Below are 14,157 nucleotides of genomic sequence, written 5' to 3' on the forward strand. Positions count from 1 at the left end.
CGGGTAGAACGCCCGGCTCCGGCTTTTTTTGCATGATGCCGCTCCAGCGGCGGCGAGCAGCCGGAGCGGCCTAGGAGCTCCCTCGCTCGCTTTTCTTCCGCCTGCCCCATCCGGCCTTTAAGGCGCCGTTAATGCGCCGCATGTCCACTTCTGGTAAACTAAACCCATGCCTGAACGAACCGAGAGGAGACACTTATGAACATTTCCATCAAGCGTCCGGCCGCGAGCCGCCTGCTTCTGCTTGCGCTGACAGCGGTGCTGGCGCTTACTCTGGCCGCCTGCGGCAAAAAAGCCGAGAACGGCGAGGGCGGGGACGACAGCAAGACGATCGCCGAGTACAAGGGCGGAACGGTCAGCGAGAAGGACTTCACGACCTTCGCGAACGTGCTGCGCGTCGTGAACCCGAATGTAGCGCCCTATCTGGACATGGCCGCTTACAAGAACATGATTCTCGACCAGTATATCGGCTACCAGCTCGTGTACAAGGACGCTTCGCAGGAAGTGAAGGACAAGGCCGCCAAGGAAGCGGACGAGCAGTACAAACAGATCGAGGAAGCCTACACGAAAGAAACGCTCGAAACGAACATGAAGGAGAACAACATCGGCGCGCAGGACATCAAGGACTTCATCACGCTGTCGCTCGGCGTATCCGATACGATGGCCGCCAAGGTGACCGACGCCGACGCGCAAAAATATTATGACGAGAACAAGGAAGGGCTGACCAAGGTCACGCTCCGCCATGTGCTCGTCGGCTTCACCGATCCGGAAGGCAAGGAGCGCAAGAAGGAGGACGCCCTCGCCCGAGCCAAGGAAGCGAAGGCGAAGCTGGAGGCGGACGGCGCGGACTGGAACGCCCTCGCCAAGGAATATTCCGAGGATCCAGGATCGGCCGAAAACGGCGGCCAGTACGCCGAGCAGGCGGCCGGCGGCTGGGTCGAGAACTTCAAAAAGGCGGCCGTCACCCAGGAGATCGGGGTCGTCGGCGAGCCGGTCGAGACCGAGTACGGCTATCATGTCATCCAGGTCGAGAAGCGCGACTTGCCGACATTCGACGCGGCCAAGGAAGAGGTCAAGCAGACGCTCGCCCAATCGCAGCTGAACGACTATATGCAGAACGAGGTCCCGGGACTCATCACCAAAAAGGAAGAGTTCAAGGATCCGGAGACGAGCCCGGCTCCAAGCGGCAGCGCCGGAGAAAATGCCGGAACGCCGTCTGGCGGCGACGCCGGAGCGGAGAATGCCGCTCCCGATGCGGCAAGCAATGCCGGAAACTGACGGAGGTCCGTCCAGCAGGGCGCTGATGCGCTCGAACCGGGCGGAGATCCGGGATGCAGCTCTTCGCGCCAGCTGAGAAGCCCTGCATCCCGGCTATAGAATTGCACCAGCGCCTTTTCGCGCGGCCACCGGCCCCGAGGAGGCGCTTTTCGCGCGCTCAGATGGAGGGGAACGGATCGCGCGGCCATGAAGGAAGCGGCTAACGGATGAACGAGCAGAATCGAGCGATTGCGATGATGGATTCGCCCATTTTGTTGAGGGTCTTAATCAAACGCATGCTTTGCCAGAAACTTAATGTTAGAAAATATAACATAAATAAAGATTGAAATCACAATTCGTAATCGTGATATGGATTTAAAGGGAGGTTTCTTCCGAAACTGTCTTTGAGATCAAGCTAAAGTGTCGAAACCAAGGGCTAAAGACCCCTTTTTGCGAATTTTATGTTAGATATGTTGACATTAAATTTGTCCCCCGCCTATACTACAATCACGAACGATGGAACGAACCTGCTACATAACGTTCGGATTCGTAAAGGGGAGTGGAGAGAGATGAATCAAGCGAAGACGAAGACCAGGAAGCGGCACATCGGAAAGAGCCTGCTGGCGGCGGTATCGCTGGCGCTCGTGCTGGCTGGATGCGGCCAAAACGAACCCGGCGCGGGCGGGGCTTCTCCAGCGGCTTCTCCGGCTGCGGGCGCTTCATCGGGGGAAAGCGGCGATGGAATCAAGGTCGGCATCCTCCACTCGCTCAGCGGCACGATGGCGATCAGCGAGGTGTCGGTCAAGGACGCCGAGATGATGGCGATCGACGAGATCAACGCCAAGGGCGGCGTGCTCGGCAAGCAGCTCGTCCCCGTCGTCGAGGACGGAGCCTCCGACTGGCCGACCTTCGCGGAGAAGGCGCGCAAGCTGCTGTCCGAGGACAAGGTCGCGACCGTCTTCGGCGGCTGGACGTCGGCGAGCCGCAAGGCGATGCTGCCGGTGTTCGAGGAGCTGAACGGCCTGCTCTGGTATCCGGTCCAGTACGAAGGGCTGGAGTCCTCGCCGAACATCTTCTACACCGGAGCGACGACGAACCAGCAGATCGTGCCGGCCGTCAGCTGGCTGCTGGAGAACCGCGGCAAGAAGATGTACCTGCTCGGCTCGGACTACGTCTTCCCGCGCACGGCCAACAAGATCATCAAGGCGCAGCTCGCGGCGGAAGGCGGAGAGCTGGCCGGCGAGGAATACACGCCGCTCGGCCACACCGACTACACGACGATCATCAGCAAGATCAAGGCCGCCAAGCCGGACATCGTGTTCAACACGCTGAACGGCGACAGCAACGTCGCGTTCTTCAAGCAGCTCAAGGACGCCGGCATCAGCGCCGCCGACCTGACGACGCTGTCGGTGTCGGTCGCCGAAGAGGAGATTCGCGGCATCGGCGCGGATGTGCTGGAGGGACATCTGGCCGCTTGGAACTACTATCAGACGACGGATACGCCCGCCAACAAGACGTTCGTCGAAGCCTACAAGGCCAAGTACGGCGCGGACCGCGTGACGGCCGACCCGATCGAGGCGGGCTATGATGCGGTGTACCTGTGGGCGGCAGCCGTCGAGAAGGCCGGCTCCACCGACGTGGCGGCCGTCAAGGAAGCGGCCAAGGAGCTGGAGTGGGATGCTCCGGAGGGCAAGGTCAAGATCGACGGCGAGACGCAGCATCTGTACAAGACCGTCCGCATCGGCGAGGTGCAGGCGGACGGCCAGTTCAAGGAAGTGTGGAGCTCCGGCGAGCCGGTCCAGCCGGATCCGTACCTCAAGACATACGCCTGGGCATCGAGCTTGAGCTCCGGCGGCTAAACGCCGCCGGGTTGGCGGCTAAGCGCCGCCGGGTTGGCGGCTAAGCGAACGAATCCACCCTATACCCAAGTGCCGGGGCCAGCCGCGCCGCTGCCGTCCCAAAAGAGCGGCCGGCCCGGCTGGCCCCGGCGCAAGAGAGGAGAGCCGCGCATGGACGTAGTTTGGCTCCAACTGTTCAACGGCATCAGCGTCAGCTCCATCCTGCTGCTGATCGCGCTCGGCCTCGCGGTCACGTTCGGCCAGATGAACGTCATCAACATGGCCCACGGAGAGCTCATCATGGTCGGCGCGTACGCGACCTACATGACCCAGAAGCTGTTCCAGGCCTACCTGCCCGCATCCTGGTTCGACCAGTACTTCCTGCTGTCGATCTTGGCGAGCTTCGCGGCCGCCTTCCTGATCGGCCTGCTGCTGGAGAAGACGCTCATCCGCTTCCTGTACGGCCGTCCGCTCGACAGCCTGCTGGCGACATGGGGCGTCGGACTCGTGCTGCAGCAGCTCGCCCGCTCCATCTTCGGCGCGCCGAACGTCGGCGTCAAAAGCCCGTCCTGGCTGGAGGGCGGCCTGTCCGTCACGCAAGGGCTCGTGCTGCCGTACAAGCGGCTGCTCATCCTCGCGCTCGTCGCCGCCTGCCTGCTGGCGATGTTCGTGTACATCTACCGCACGACGGCCGGCAGGCGCATGCGGGCGGTCATGCAGAACCGCGACATGGCGGCCTGCCTCGGCATCTCGACGCGGCGCGTCGACAGCCTGACGTTCGCGATCGGCTCCGGCCTCGCGGGCATCGCCGGCTGCGCGCTGACGCTGATCGGCCCGATCGGGCCGACGATCGGCACGTACTACATCGTCGACGCCTTCATGGTCGTCGTGCTCGGAGGGGTCGGCAAGCTGGTCGGCACGGTCTTCGGCGCGCTCGGCATCGGCATGACGAACACGCTGTTCGAATACTGGACGACCGCATCGCTGGGCAAGGTGCTCGTATTCCTATGCATCGTGGCTTTCCTGCAATGGAAGCCGAAGGGATTCGTCGCCATGCGCACCCGGTCGCTGGACTAAGGAGGCGAAAAACATGACGCAGTGGATGATGAAAGCAGGCGCCTCCCGCTACGGGCTGGCGATGGGGTACTTCCTGGCCGCCGCGCTGCTGCTGGCCGCACCGCTGTTCACGAGCGATTTCCGCTTGAACCTGCTGGCCAAGTTCCTGGCGTTCGCGATCGCCGCGGTCGGCCTCGACCTGCTGTGGGGCTACACCGGCATCCTGAGCCTCGGGCATGGCGTATTTTTCGGCCTCGGCGGCTACGCGATGGCGATGCACCTCAAGCTGCAGGCGAGCGGCGGACGGCTGCCGGACTTCATGGACTGGAGCGGCCTGACCAAGCTGCCGTGGTTCTGGACCCCGTTCCAAAGCTTCGGTGGAGCGGTGTTGCTCGGTATGGCCATGCCGGCGGCGGTGGCGCTGTTCCTCGGCTTCTTCACGTTCCGCAACCGCATCCGAGGGGTCTACTTCACGATCCTGACGCAGGCGCTCGTCATCATCAGCGTCACGCTCATCACCGGCCAGCAGGCGTTCACAGGCGGCACCAACGGCATTACCGGGTATGGCCAGATTCTCGGCTACTCGCTGGCCGCGCCGGAGACGAAGCTTGCGCTCTACTACGTGACGGCCGGCGTCCTGCTCGCGACGTTCCTGGCGGCGCGTGTCGTCGTCAAGAGCCGCTTCGGCAAAGTGCTGCGCGCCATCCGCGACGGCGAGAACCGCGTGCGCTTCCTCGGCTACGATCCGGCCCGCTACCAGATGGGCGTCTTCGTCCTGTCGGCGGCGCTGTCCGGGATCGCGGGCATGCTGTTCGTGCTGCATGTCGGCATCATCTCGCCGTCGATGATGGGCATCGTGCCTTCGATCGAGATGGTGCTGTGGGTCGCCATCGGCGGACGCGGGACGCTGATCGGCGCGGCTCTCGGCGCGCTGCTGCTGAACGGGGCCAAAAGCACGTTCAGCGAGTCGTACCCCGACATCTGGCTGTTCTTCATGGGCGCGCTGTTCATCGTCACGACCGTGTTCCTGCCGCGCGGCATCGCCGGGCTGGCGGCGGACGGCTGGCGCCGGGCGAGGAAGCTCGTCCAGAAGCGGAAGGAGGTGCCCGAGCATGAGCGGAAAGGCTATTCTGCGGTGTGAGGACGTGACGGTGTCGTTCGACGGCTTCAAGGCGGTGCAGGGCATGAACCTCACGCTCGAGGCGAGCGGCCTGCGGTTCCTCATCGGACCGAACGGCGCGGGCAAGACGACGCTGCTCGACGCCATCTGCGGCAAGGTGAGGCCGTCGGGCGGCCGCATCGTGTACGAGGACGGGATCGATCTCGCCCGGCGCAAGGAGCATCAGATCGCCGAGCTCGGCATCGGCCGCAAGTTCCAGGCGCCGTCGATCTTTCCGACGCTGACGGTCGAGGAGAACCTGGAGCTGGCGATGAAGCAGAAGCGCGGCATCCTCGCGACGCTGCGGGCCAAGCTCGCGGCGGAAGAGCGGGATCGGCTCGGTCGGCAGCTGGAGATCGTCGGGCTGGCCGACCGCCAGCAGGCCCGCGCCGGCAGCCTGTCGCACGGCGAGAAGCAATGGCTCGAGATCGGCATGCTGCTGCTGCAGGAGCCGTCGCTGCTGCTGCTCGACGAGCCGGCGGCCGGCATGACCGACCGGGAGACGGAGAAGACGGGCGAGCTGCTGCAGGAGATCGCGCGCGAGCGGGCTGTCGTCGTCGTGGAGCATGACATGGAGTTCGTGCGGAATTTCGCCAGCCTGGTGACCGTGATGCACGAGGGGCGGCTGCTCCTGGAGGGCACGATGGACCAGGTGCAGGCGGACGATCGGGTGGCCGAGGTGTACTTGGGCAAGAGGAGGGAAGCCGCATGCTGACCGTGGAGAAGCTGGAATCGGGCTATGGCGAGAGCGCCGTGCTGCGGGGCGTGACGCTGCAGGTGCGGCCGGGCCAGGTTGTCTGCCTGCTCGGCCGCAACGGCACGGGCAAGTCGACGTTCGTCAAGAGCGTCATGGGCGTGCTCAAGGCGCGCGGCGGCACGGTGAGCTACGGCGGCCGCGACCTGACGCGCCAGGCTCCCGGCGAGCGCGCGCGGAGCGGCATCGGCTACGTGCCGCAGGGGCGCGAGATTTTCGGACAGCTGTCCGTGCGCGAGAACATCCTGATCGGCCTGGAGGCCGCGCGCGGCAAGCGCCGCGGCGACGACATCCCGCCGGCGGCGGTGGAGCGCTTCCCGGTGCTGCCGACGATGTACGGCCGCCGCGGAGGGGACCTGAGCGGCGGGCAGCAGCAGCAGCTGGCGTTCGCCCGCGTGCTGGCGGCCGAGCCGGAGCTGCTGCTGCTCGACGAGCCGTGCGAGGGCATCCAGCCGTCGATCGTGGACGACATCCGCGACGTCATCCGCTCGATCAAGTCCGACGGACGGACGGCGATCCTGCTCGTCGAGCAGAGCCTGGAGTTCGTGCGGAGCGTGGCCGACTACGTCTATATCCTGGAGAAGGGCTCGATCGCCTGGCAAGGGGAGCTCGAAGCGCTGGACGACGAGACGGTGCGCCGATATTTGACGGTATAGGGGTCGGACCTGCGCTGACGGACAGGCGCTCCCCTGCTTGTCCGTTCCAGGAAAGCCGCTGAGAAGCGGCTTTTTCGTCGTTGGCTGCGAAGGGAGTATGCTCGCCTGCGGCAAGGGCGGCGGGGCCGCGTCCGTCGGGCCGGAGCCGCTTGCTTCCGCCGGCATGGCAAGGAGGTATGTGGGTGCATTTCCCAGACGGGGTCAGGGGGCGGAAATCCGCGCCGCAAAAGGCGAAAATCGCCTCTGCGGCCTCATCCGGCGCGGCCTGGCGCGGTGCATAAGAAACTGGGAGCGGATGAATACTATGGTCAGATTGAAAGGTGAACGCCTGAACGATCCAATCCCAACTCACGAAATAAATCAGTCGGAGCCAGGCATCCAGTGGACTTACAACTCTTCGAGGAAAGTGGGGCAACATGACAATGAAAGCAACTGGAATTGTGCGCCGAATCGATGATCTCGGACGCGTCGTCATCCCGAAAGAAATCCGCCGTACGCTTCGCATCCGCGAGGGGGACCCGCTTGAAATCTTCGTCGACCGCGACGGCGAGGTCATCCTCAAGAAGTATTCCCCTATCGGCGAGCTCGGAGACTTCGCGAAGGAATATGCCGAATCGTTGAGCGAAAGCACCGGCCACATCACGCTCATCTCCGACCGCGATACGGTCATCGCCGTCGCCGGCGCTTCCAAGAAGGACTACATGGACAAGCCGGTCGGGGATCTGCTGGAGCAGGCGATGGAGAGCCGCAAGACCGCCACGGAAACCGCCCCCGGCGAGCATGAGATCATCAAGAACGCCTCGGAGACCTACACCTCCTTCGTCGCGGCGCCGATCATCGCCGGCGGCGACCCGATCGGCACGGTCGTGCTCGCGAGCAAGGACGAGGCGGCCAAGATGGCGCAGATGGAGATCAAGATGGCCGAGACGGCCGCAGGCTTCCTCGCCAAGCAGATGGAGCAGTAGGCGGGCGTCCGCCATCAAGCAAGCTTCCCTTTCGGAGAATCCCGAGCGGAAGCTTGTTTGCCGTAGGGCTCGCGGGTCTCGGGCCGCTGGGGACAGCCCGGTGCGCCAAGCCGGGCGCCAACCCGGGCAGTTCAGCCGGGCGGCAAACCGGGCAGGTCAGCCGAGCGCCAAGCCGGGCGGCAAACCGGGCAGGTCAGCCGTCCTCGAACGCCGTCAGCTCCGGAGGCTCGCCGGCGAGCAGCAGCGTGAGCGCCTTTGCACCGGACAGCGGCAGCGGCGTCGGGGCATGGAGCAGGCGCAGTGAGCCCGCCTCGGTCAGCTCGAGCTCGGGCTCGGACGGAGCGAGCGTGATGTAGGACGAAGCGCTGCCCGGCGCGATTTTGCGGAACAGCGTGCCGCCGTCTTGGACCATCAGGTCGACGGGACCGGTGCGGGCGAGATGCAGCAGGCGCAGCTTGGCGCAGTCCTCGCGGAGCTCCTTTTCATCCGGAAAGACGATCAGCCGCAGTCCGTCTCCCTGAGGATCCGGGCAAGCGGCCGCCGTATAGGCGCGGCCGGCTTCGAGCCGCAGCTCGAAAGCCTCGCCGTCGTCTGCCTGCTGCGGCTGCGATGTCGGCTGCGGCGAGGAAGCGGGGGCGAGACGGACGCGAAGCGGTCCGGCAGGAACGTCTGCATAGGGCGAGGCCGTGAGATAGCCTGCGTGCGCAGCGGCTTCGCCGGCTTGCAGCGTCAGCGGCTGCCGTCCGGGGACGGCGTGGACCAGCCGTAGCCGCGCGGTCTCTACGCTCGGCCGGGGCGAAGCCGCCGCAGAGTCGGCAGCGGGCGCGGGCGGGCGGATGCCCGGACCGGCAAATTCCGCGAGCGCGCCGGAATCGGCGGAGGCGCCGTCTCCAGCGGCCGAGCTCGGCGGATCGGCAGCGGGCGAAGCCGCCGGGGCGGCGTTCGGCGCGTGCGCGGCGGCCGCGCCGGTCGAGGGCGCGGCGGACCCGTCCGTTGGCGGCGGGGCATAGCCTGGGACGGCGGGCAGCATCCAGGCGGACCAGCCGGGATAGCCGTTTTTGGCGGCGGGGCTCGGCGCCGAGTTCCAGCCGAAAGGAGCCGGGGAGGCCGGCTGCTGGGCGGCGGATGCGCCGTAGTCCCCCGGCAGCGACGGCGCGAGGCCGGGGAGGCCGACTCCATGCAGAGGCGGCCAGGCCGGCGCATGCGCGGATGGGCCATAGCCCGGCCAGGGCGACGGAGCGCCGGAGGCGTAAGCCGGCCACGCGGATGCCGCCATGGCGTCCGGCGGGTAGGCGGCGGCCGGAGCGGCATAGGCCGGGTAGTCCGACGGCGAGGCGTAGACGCCCGGCGGGAGAGCCGTCGCCTGCGTCGAAGCCGAGTAGCCGCCTGCCATGCCCGTCATGCCGGAAAATGCCGCCTCCTGCGGCCAGAGGGGCGCGGCGGGCTCGAGGCCGGGCAGCGATTCTCCAAACGGATTGCCGTACAGCCGGATGAGCCCGGCGAGCCGCTGCACGGCCTCCCGGTATCGTTCCTCGTAGGAGCCCGCCTCGAAGGGCTGGGCTTCGCGGTAATAATCGGCCAGCATGCGGTAAAGGCTGGCTTTTTGCCATTCCGTCCAAACCGGATGTCGATTCATTTCCATAGGCTGCTGCCTCCTTGCGGAATCATGCCGAAAAACGTCCTTTCCCAGCCTATGCGTCCGAAGCATGGCTCATACGGACTCCCGCCGCTATAATGAGGAGAACGAACGAGTCGAAAGGAACGGAACGATGGACGAAAAGGAGCAAACGGCGGGGAAGGGCGGCGCGGCGCTCGGAGGCGCGGCGCTGCTGGCCGGCGCGGCCCTGCTCTCCAAGCTGATCGGGACGCTGCAGAAGATTCCGCTGCAGAATGTCGCCGGAGACCGCGTGTTCGGCATCTATAACGCGGTCTATCCGCTCTACCAGCTCATTCTCGTGCTGGCGACCGCCGGCTTGCCGGTGGCGGTAGCGATCCGCACGGCGGCGCTGCTCGAGCAGGGCGACCGCCTCGGCGCCCGGCGAGCCGCTGCCGCCGGCGTGACGCTGCTCTCGCTGCTCGGAGCGGCCGGATTCGTCGCGCTCTGGATGCTCGCGGACCGCATCGCCGGGCTCGTCGGCGATCCGGCGGCGGCGCTGTCGATCCGCGCGGTAGCTTCGGCGCTCTGGTTCGTTCCGGCGCTGGCCGCTCTGCGCGGCTATACGCAAGGGCTCGGCGACATGCGGCCGACCGCCTGGTCGCAGCTGGCGGAGCAGGTCGTGCGCGTCGCCGCCATGCTGCTGCTGCTGCGCATCGGCTGGTCGGCCGGCTGGGGAGATGACCGGCTTGCAGCCGGAGCGATGGGAGGGTCGTTCTTCGGCGCGGCGGCGGGACTTGCGCTGCTGGCGGCGTTTTTGCGGCGGGGAGCGGCGCGGCCCAAGGGACGGAAGGGAGCCCCGCTACACGAATTCGCGGAGGACGCGGTCTGCCAAGAGGACATCAGCCGGACGCCGGGCCTGGAACCGGCCGTTTCGGGCGAGGCGGGAGCGGTCCGCCGCAAAGGCCACGGCGAGGTGGCGAAGCCCGATCCGACCGCTGCTGCGCTTGAGGCGGGAGACGGCAATCTCAAGGGAATGGCCGTTCCGAGGGCGCGGGCGCTCTTCCACGAGATGCGCGCGCTCGGAGCGATCGCCCTGCCGGCGGCGCTCGGAGCCATCGTCGCTCCCGTGCTCGGGGCGATCGACGCGTTCACCGTGCCGCGGCTGCTGCGCGGGGATATGGATGCGGCCGGAGCGATGACGGCTTTTGGCCTGTACAGCCGGGGCCAGCCGCTCATCCAGCTCGTGGCGATGGTGGCCGGCGCCGCCGCCGGAGCGCTTGTGCCGCAGCTCGTACGGCATCGCCGCTCCGATCCGGCGCAGGCGGCGGTGATCGCGCGGCTGTCGCTGCGCGCGTCGGGACTCGTCGGCGCGGCGTCCGCGCTGGGGCTTGTCCTGCTCGCGCGCCCGCTCAACATCCTATTCTACGCCGACGCGCAGGCGACCGGCACGCTCGCGCTCGTCGGCAGCACGGCGCTTGCCGCGGCTGTCAGCGCGGTCGCCGCGCCGCTGCTGCAGGGCCTCGGCGCGCTGCGCTTGCCGGCCGCGCTGCTAGGGCTGGCCGCGCTCGCCAAGGCCGCGCTCAATGCCGCGCTCGTGCCGTCGCTCGGCATCGCCGGCGCGGCTGCCGCCGGCCTGGCCGCCACGGCGCTGGCGGCCGGCCTCGGCGCGCTGGCCGCGGCGCGCTCTGCGGCCGCGCTCTCGCCCGCGCCGCGCGCCGGGCGCAGCCGCGCCGCTGCTGCCGCGCGGCGGCGCAGGCTCGCCGCAGCCGCGCTGGCGCTCGCGGCGCTCGCTGGCGCCGCCCTGGCCGGCGCGCGCCTCGGCGAGCTCGCGGCTGCTGCGGCCGCGCTGGCGCCGCGCGCCTCCGCCGCCATGCAGACGCTCGGCGGCGTGCTGCTCGGCGCCGGCGTCTACGGCGCCGCGCTGCTGCGGCTCGGCGCCGTAGACGCCGGCGAGCTGGGCCTGCTGCCGGGCGGCGAGCGGCTGGCCGCCCGCCTGCGCCGTTGGCGGCTGCTGCCGTAGAGCCTGGCTCGGCCGCCGGCAGCCCTCCAGTGATCGACCCTATACCTTACATTTATTCCATATTTATCCTTAATGAGAACGGTGCCGCTTGATTCCTGGCTTCAAGCCAAGTAAAGTCTTAAAGGAGGCGGCCCCGGAAGGCTTTCCGGGGCTTTTGCCGTAGGGCGCGAGCTAGGATCGCGCCTGCCCCAGGGAGGAGCCCCGCCATGACATCCGATTCGAGCATCACCCGCGCCGTCGGAGACGCGCCGTCGATCGCGGTAGCCGGCCTCGGCACCGGCGATCCGGATCAGCTGACGCTGGGCATCTGGCGGCGGCTGCAGGCCGCGGAAGCCATCTATGTCCGCACCGAGAAGCATCCCATGATGGACATGCTGCGCGGAACGGGCGTGCCGATCCGTTCCTTCGACCGGCTGTACGAGCAGTCGGCCTCGTTCCCGGAGGTGTACGACGCCATCGCGGACGAGCTGATCCGGCTCGCCAAGGGTTCGACGCCGCCGCATGCTGCCGCTCCTCCTCGTGTGACGGCCGACGCTGCGCATGCTGCCGCTCCTCCATCGACGGCCCAAGCTCCGGCGGCTGCGGACGGCTCCGGCCGTGCCGTGCTCTACGCGGTGCCCGGCCATCCGATGGTGGCGGAGCGCACCGTGCAGCTGCTGCTGGAGCGCTGCCCCGGCGAAGGCATCGAGCTGACGGTGCTCGGAGGCGAGAGCTTCCTCGACATCGCCTTTACGCGGCTCGGCTTCGACCCGATCGAGGGCTTCCAGCTGCTCGACGCGGGGGAGCTGAAGCCCCATCTGCTGCAGCCGCAGCTTCATACGCTGGTCGGCCAGGTGTACGACGCCTTCACCGCCTCGGACGTCAAGCTGACGCTCATGGAGCGCTACCCGGAGGATCATCCGGTGACGATCGGTCACGCGCTCGGCGTCGCCGGCGAGGAGCGCATCGTCACGGTGCCGCTCTATGAGCTCGATCGGGGACAGGACTACGGCAACCTCAGCCTCGTCTATGTGCCCGCCAGCGCGGACGAGCGGCTGCGCAGCCGCAGCTTCGACCGGCTGCACGAGATCGTCTCCATCCTCCGCAGTCCGGACGGCTGCCCGTGGGACCGCGAGCAGACGCATCAGTCGATCCGCAAGAACTTCATCGAGGAGCTGTACGAGGCGCTCGAGGCGATCGACGCGGACGATCCGGACGGCATGCGCGAGGAGTTCGGCGACGTCATCCTGCAGGTGATGCTGCACAGCCAGATGGAGGAGGAGACGGGCGCGTTCACCGTCTACGACGTCATCCAGGAGCTGAACGAGAAGCTGATCTTCCGCCATCCGCATGTATTCGGCGCGGACGGCGCGTCCGACGCGGGCGAGGCGCTCGCCAGCTGGGAGCGGATGAAGGCGGAGGAGAAGCGCATCAAGGGCCGCGACGCGGACCGCGTCTCCGTGCTCGACGGCGTGCCGAAGGATCTGCCGGCGCTGCTGACCGCCTACAAGCTCCAGAAGAAGGCGTCCAAGGTCGGCTTCGACTGGGACGAGCTGGAGCCGGTGCTGGCCAAGATCGAGGAGGAGCTGGGCGAGGTGCGGGAGGCCGCGCAGCTCGGCGACGCCGAGGCGAGCGCCGGAGAGCTCGGCGACCTGCTGTTCGCCGTCGTCAACGCCGCCCGTTTCCTGGACGCCGATCCGGAGGAGGCGCTCGCGCGGACGAACGCCAAGTTCAAGAGGCGCTTTCTCTATGTCGAGGAGCAGCTTCGTATAAACGGCACCTCTTTTGACCAGACTGATCTACTAGAGATGGACCGCTGGTGGGAGGAAGCCAAAAAGAGAGGGTTATAGATTCGCCCGCTCGGCTTCGGCCTTCCTTTCGCCATCGTTCGCCCGTTCTCGACGGAATTCTGCAAAAAAAATTCCGATAGCAGCAGGATTTTTTCCTCGGGGGCACGAATTACGTATCCCTCGAAAAAAAGCGGCGCCGCCGGCTCTCGTCCGGGAAGCTTCCCGCGCGCTGCGGCCGAGCCTTCTTGTTTCGACCCCAGTGCTGCCGGCAGGCAGCGCAATTGCACTTCAACCGAATCCATTACTTATTCCGGGAGGAAACAACCATGAACAAGAACGACCTCATCAACAGCATCGCAACGAAAAGCGGCCTCACCAAGCGCGACGTCGAGTCCGTCCTGAACGGCTTCCTCGGCGAAGTGACCGAAGCGCTCGCTTCCGGCGACAAAGTCCAGCTGATCGGCTTCGGCACGTTCGAGACCCGCACCCGCTCCGGCCGCACGGGCCGCAATCCGCAGACGGGCCAAGAGATCACGATTCCGGAATCCAAGGTTCCTGCATTCAAAGCCGGCAACAAGCTGAAAGAAGCCATCAAGTAATTGAGGCTCGATAAATTCCTCAAGGTCTCCCGGCTCATCAAGCGGCGCACCGTCGCCAAGGATGTGTCGGAGCAGGGCCGCGTATGGATCAATGGCCGCGAGGCCAAGCCGAGCAGCACCGTCAAAGCCGGCGACGAGCTGCGCATCCAATACGGGCAAAAGTACATCACCGTTCGCGTCGAGCGCACGGCGGAGACGACCCGCAAGGATGAAGCGGCGACGCTCTATACGCTGCTCAAGGAAGAAGCGCGCGAGCGCGAGGACGACGGCCTCGGCTTCTAGTCCGGCGCCGCTCCTCAGCAGCACCCCCCAAAAAAAGACCCCTCGCGAGGGGTCTTTTTTTATTCCTTATCCCGCTGGAGCAGAGTCCCGCTTGTGACAAAATCGTGAACAAAAACGGAAATATCCCCCAGAAGGTTGACCCTATCGTCCGACTGGCTTATAGTAAGCGGCGGGGGTAATGAAAATGATTCTCATTCTCGAACGATTA

The 14,157-nt window shown here is 66.4% G+C and carries 12 protein-coding genes; 11 read left to right on the forward strand and 1 reads right to left on the reverse strand.

Going from position 1 to position 14,157, the window contains the following annotated elements:
* The first annotated feature begins 195 nt into the window (after positions 1–195).
* The 7 genes from HGI30_RS00220 (at position 196) to spoVT (ending at position 7,682) form a co-directional block, all read left to right on the forward strand.
* The gene (locus tag HGI30_RS00220; RefSeq protein ID WP_168905874.1) at positions 196–1,275 is read left to right on the forward strand and encodes a peptidylprolyl isomerase; all 1,080 of its coding nucleotides are present in this window, start codon (positions 196–198) and stop codon (positions 1,273–1,275) included.
* Positions 1,276–1,823: 548 nt separating this feature from the next.
* On the forward strand, positions 1,824–3,113 hold the full coding sequence (urtA, locus tag HGI30_RS00225) for an urea ABC transporter substrate-binding protein (protein ID WP_168905875.1): 1,290 nt from the start codon (positions 1,824–1,826) through the stop codon (positions 3,111–3,113).
* Between the two features lie 150 nt (positions 3,114–3,263).
* Positions 3,264–4,169: an urea ABC transporter permease subunit UrtB gene (urtB, locus tag HGI30_RS00230; protein WP_168905876.1), complete on the forward strand. Its 906-nt coding sequence runs from the start codon at positions 3,264–3,266 to the stop codon at positions 4,167–4,169.
* Between the two features lie 13 nt (positions 4,170–4,182).
* Entirely contained in the window at positions 4,183–5,289 is a 1,107-nt protein-coding gene (urtC, locus tag HGI30_RS00235) for an urea ABC transporter permease subunit UrtC (RefSeq protein WP_407945003.1), read from the forward strand.
* Positions 5,261–6,022 (forward strand): urea ABC transporter ATP-binding protein UrtD, encoded by a 762-nt coding sequence (gene urtD, locus HGI30_RS00240; protein ID WP_168905877.1) that lies wholly within the window; start codon positions 5,261–5,263, stop codon positions 6,020–6,022. The genes urtC and urtD overlap by 29 nt, the downstream gene beginning before the upstream one ends.
* On the forward strand, positions 6,016–6,717 hold the full coding sequence (gene urtE / locus HGI30_RS00245) for an urea ABC transporter ATP-binding subunit UrtE (protein WP_168905878.1): 702 nt from the start codon (positions 6,016–6,018) through the stop codon (positions 6,715–6,717). The genes urtD and urtE overlap by 7 nt, the downstream gene beginning before the upstream one ends.
* 422 nt (positions 6,718–7,139) lie before the next feature.
* Positions 7,140–7,682: a stage V sporulation protein T gene (spoVT, locus tag HGI30_RS00250; RefSeq protein ID WP_168909635.1), complete on the forward strand. Its 543-nt coding sequence runs from the start codon at positions 7,140–7,142 to the stop codon at positions 7,680–7,682.
* A 193-nt stretch (positions 7,683–7,875) separates the two neighbouring features.
* On the opposite strand, the gene HGI30_RS00255 is transcribed toward spoVT, so the two are convergent.
* The gene (locus HGI30_RS00255; RefSeq protein ID WP_168905879.1) at positions 7,876–9,324 is read right to left on the reverse strand and encodes a DUF4397 domain-containing protein; all 1,449 of its coding nucleotides are present in this window, start codon (positions 9,322–9,324) and stop codon (positions 7,876–7,878) included.
* Positions 9,325–9,451: 127 nt separating this feature from the next.
* Here HGI30_RS00255 and HGI30_RS00260 point away from each other — a divergent pair, with 127 nt between their 5' ends.
* The 4 genes from HGI30_RS00260 to HGI30_RS00275 all read left to right on the forward strand — a co-directional run bounded on the left by HGI30_RS00260 (position 9,452) and on the right by HGI30_RS00275 (position 13,949).
* Positions 9,452–11,299, forward strand: coding sequence for an oligosaccharide flippase family protein (locus HGI30_RS00260; RefSeq protein WP_168905880.1), 1,848 nt, complete (start codon positions 9,452–9,454; stop codon positions 11,297–11,299).
* A 206-nt stretch (positions 11,300–11,505) separates the two neighbouring features.
* On the forward strand, positions 11,506–13,128 hold the full coding sequence (yabN, locus tag HGI30_RS00265) for a bifunctional methyltransferase/pyrophosphohydrolase YabN (RefSeq protein WP_168905881.1): 1,623 nt from the start codon (positions 11,506–11,508) through the stop codon (positions 13,126–13,128).
* Between the two features lie 236 nt (positions 13,129–13,364).
* Positions 13,365–13,667, forward strand: coding sequence for an HU family DNA-binding protein (locus HGI30_RS00270; protein ID WP_407945026.1), 303 nt, complete (start codon positions 13,365–13,367; stop codon positions 13,665–13,667).
* Positions 13,668–13,949, forward strand: a complete 282-nt coding sequence (locus tag HGI30_RS00275; protein ID WP_168905882.1) for an RNA-binding S4 domain-containing protein — start codon at positions 13,668–13,670, stop codon at positions 13,947–13,949.
* The last annotated feature ends 208 nt before the right edge of the window (positions 13,950–14,157 follow it).

This window comes from Paenibacillus albicereus, from assembly GCF_012676905.1.
GTDB lineage: Bacteria > Bacillota > Bacilli > Paenibacillales > Paenibacillaceae > Paenibacillus_O > Paenibacillus_O albicereus.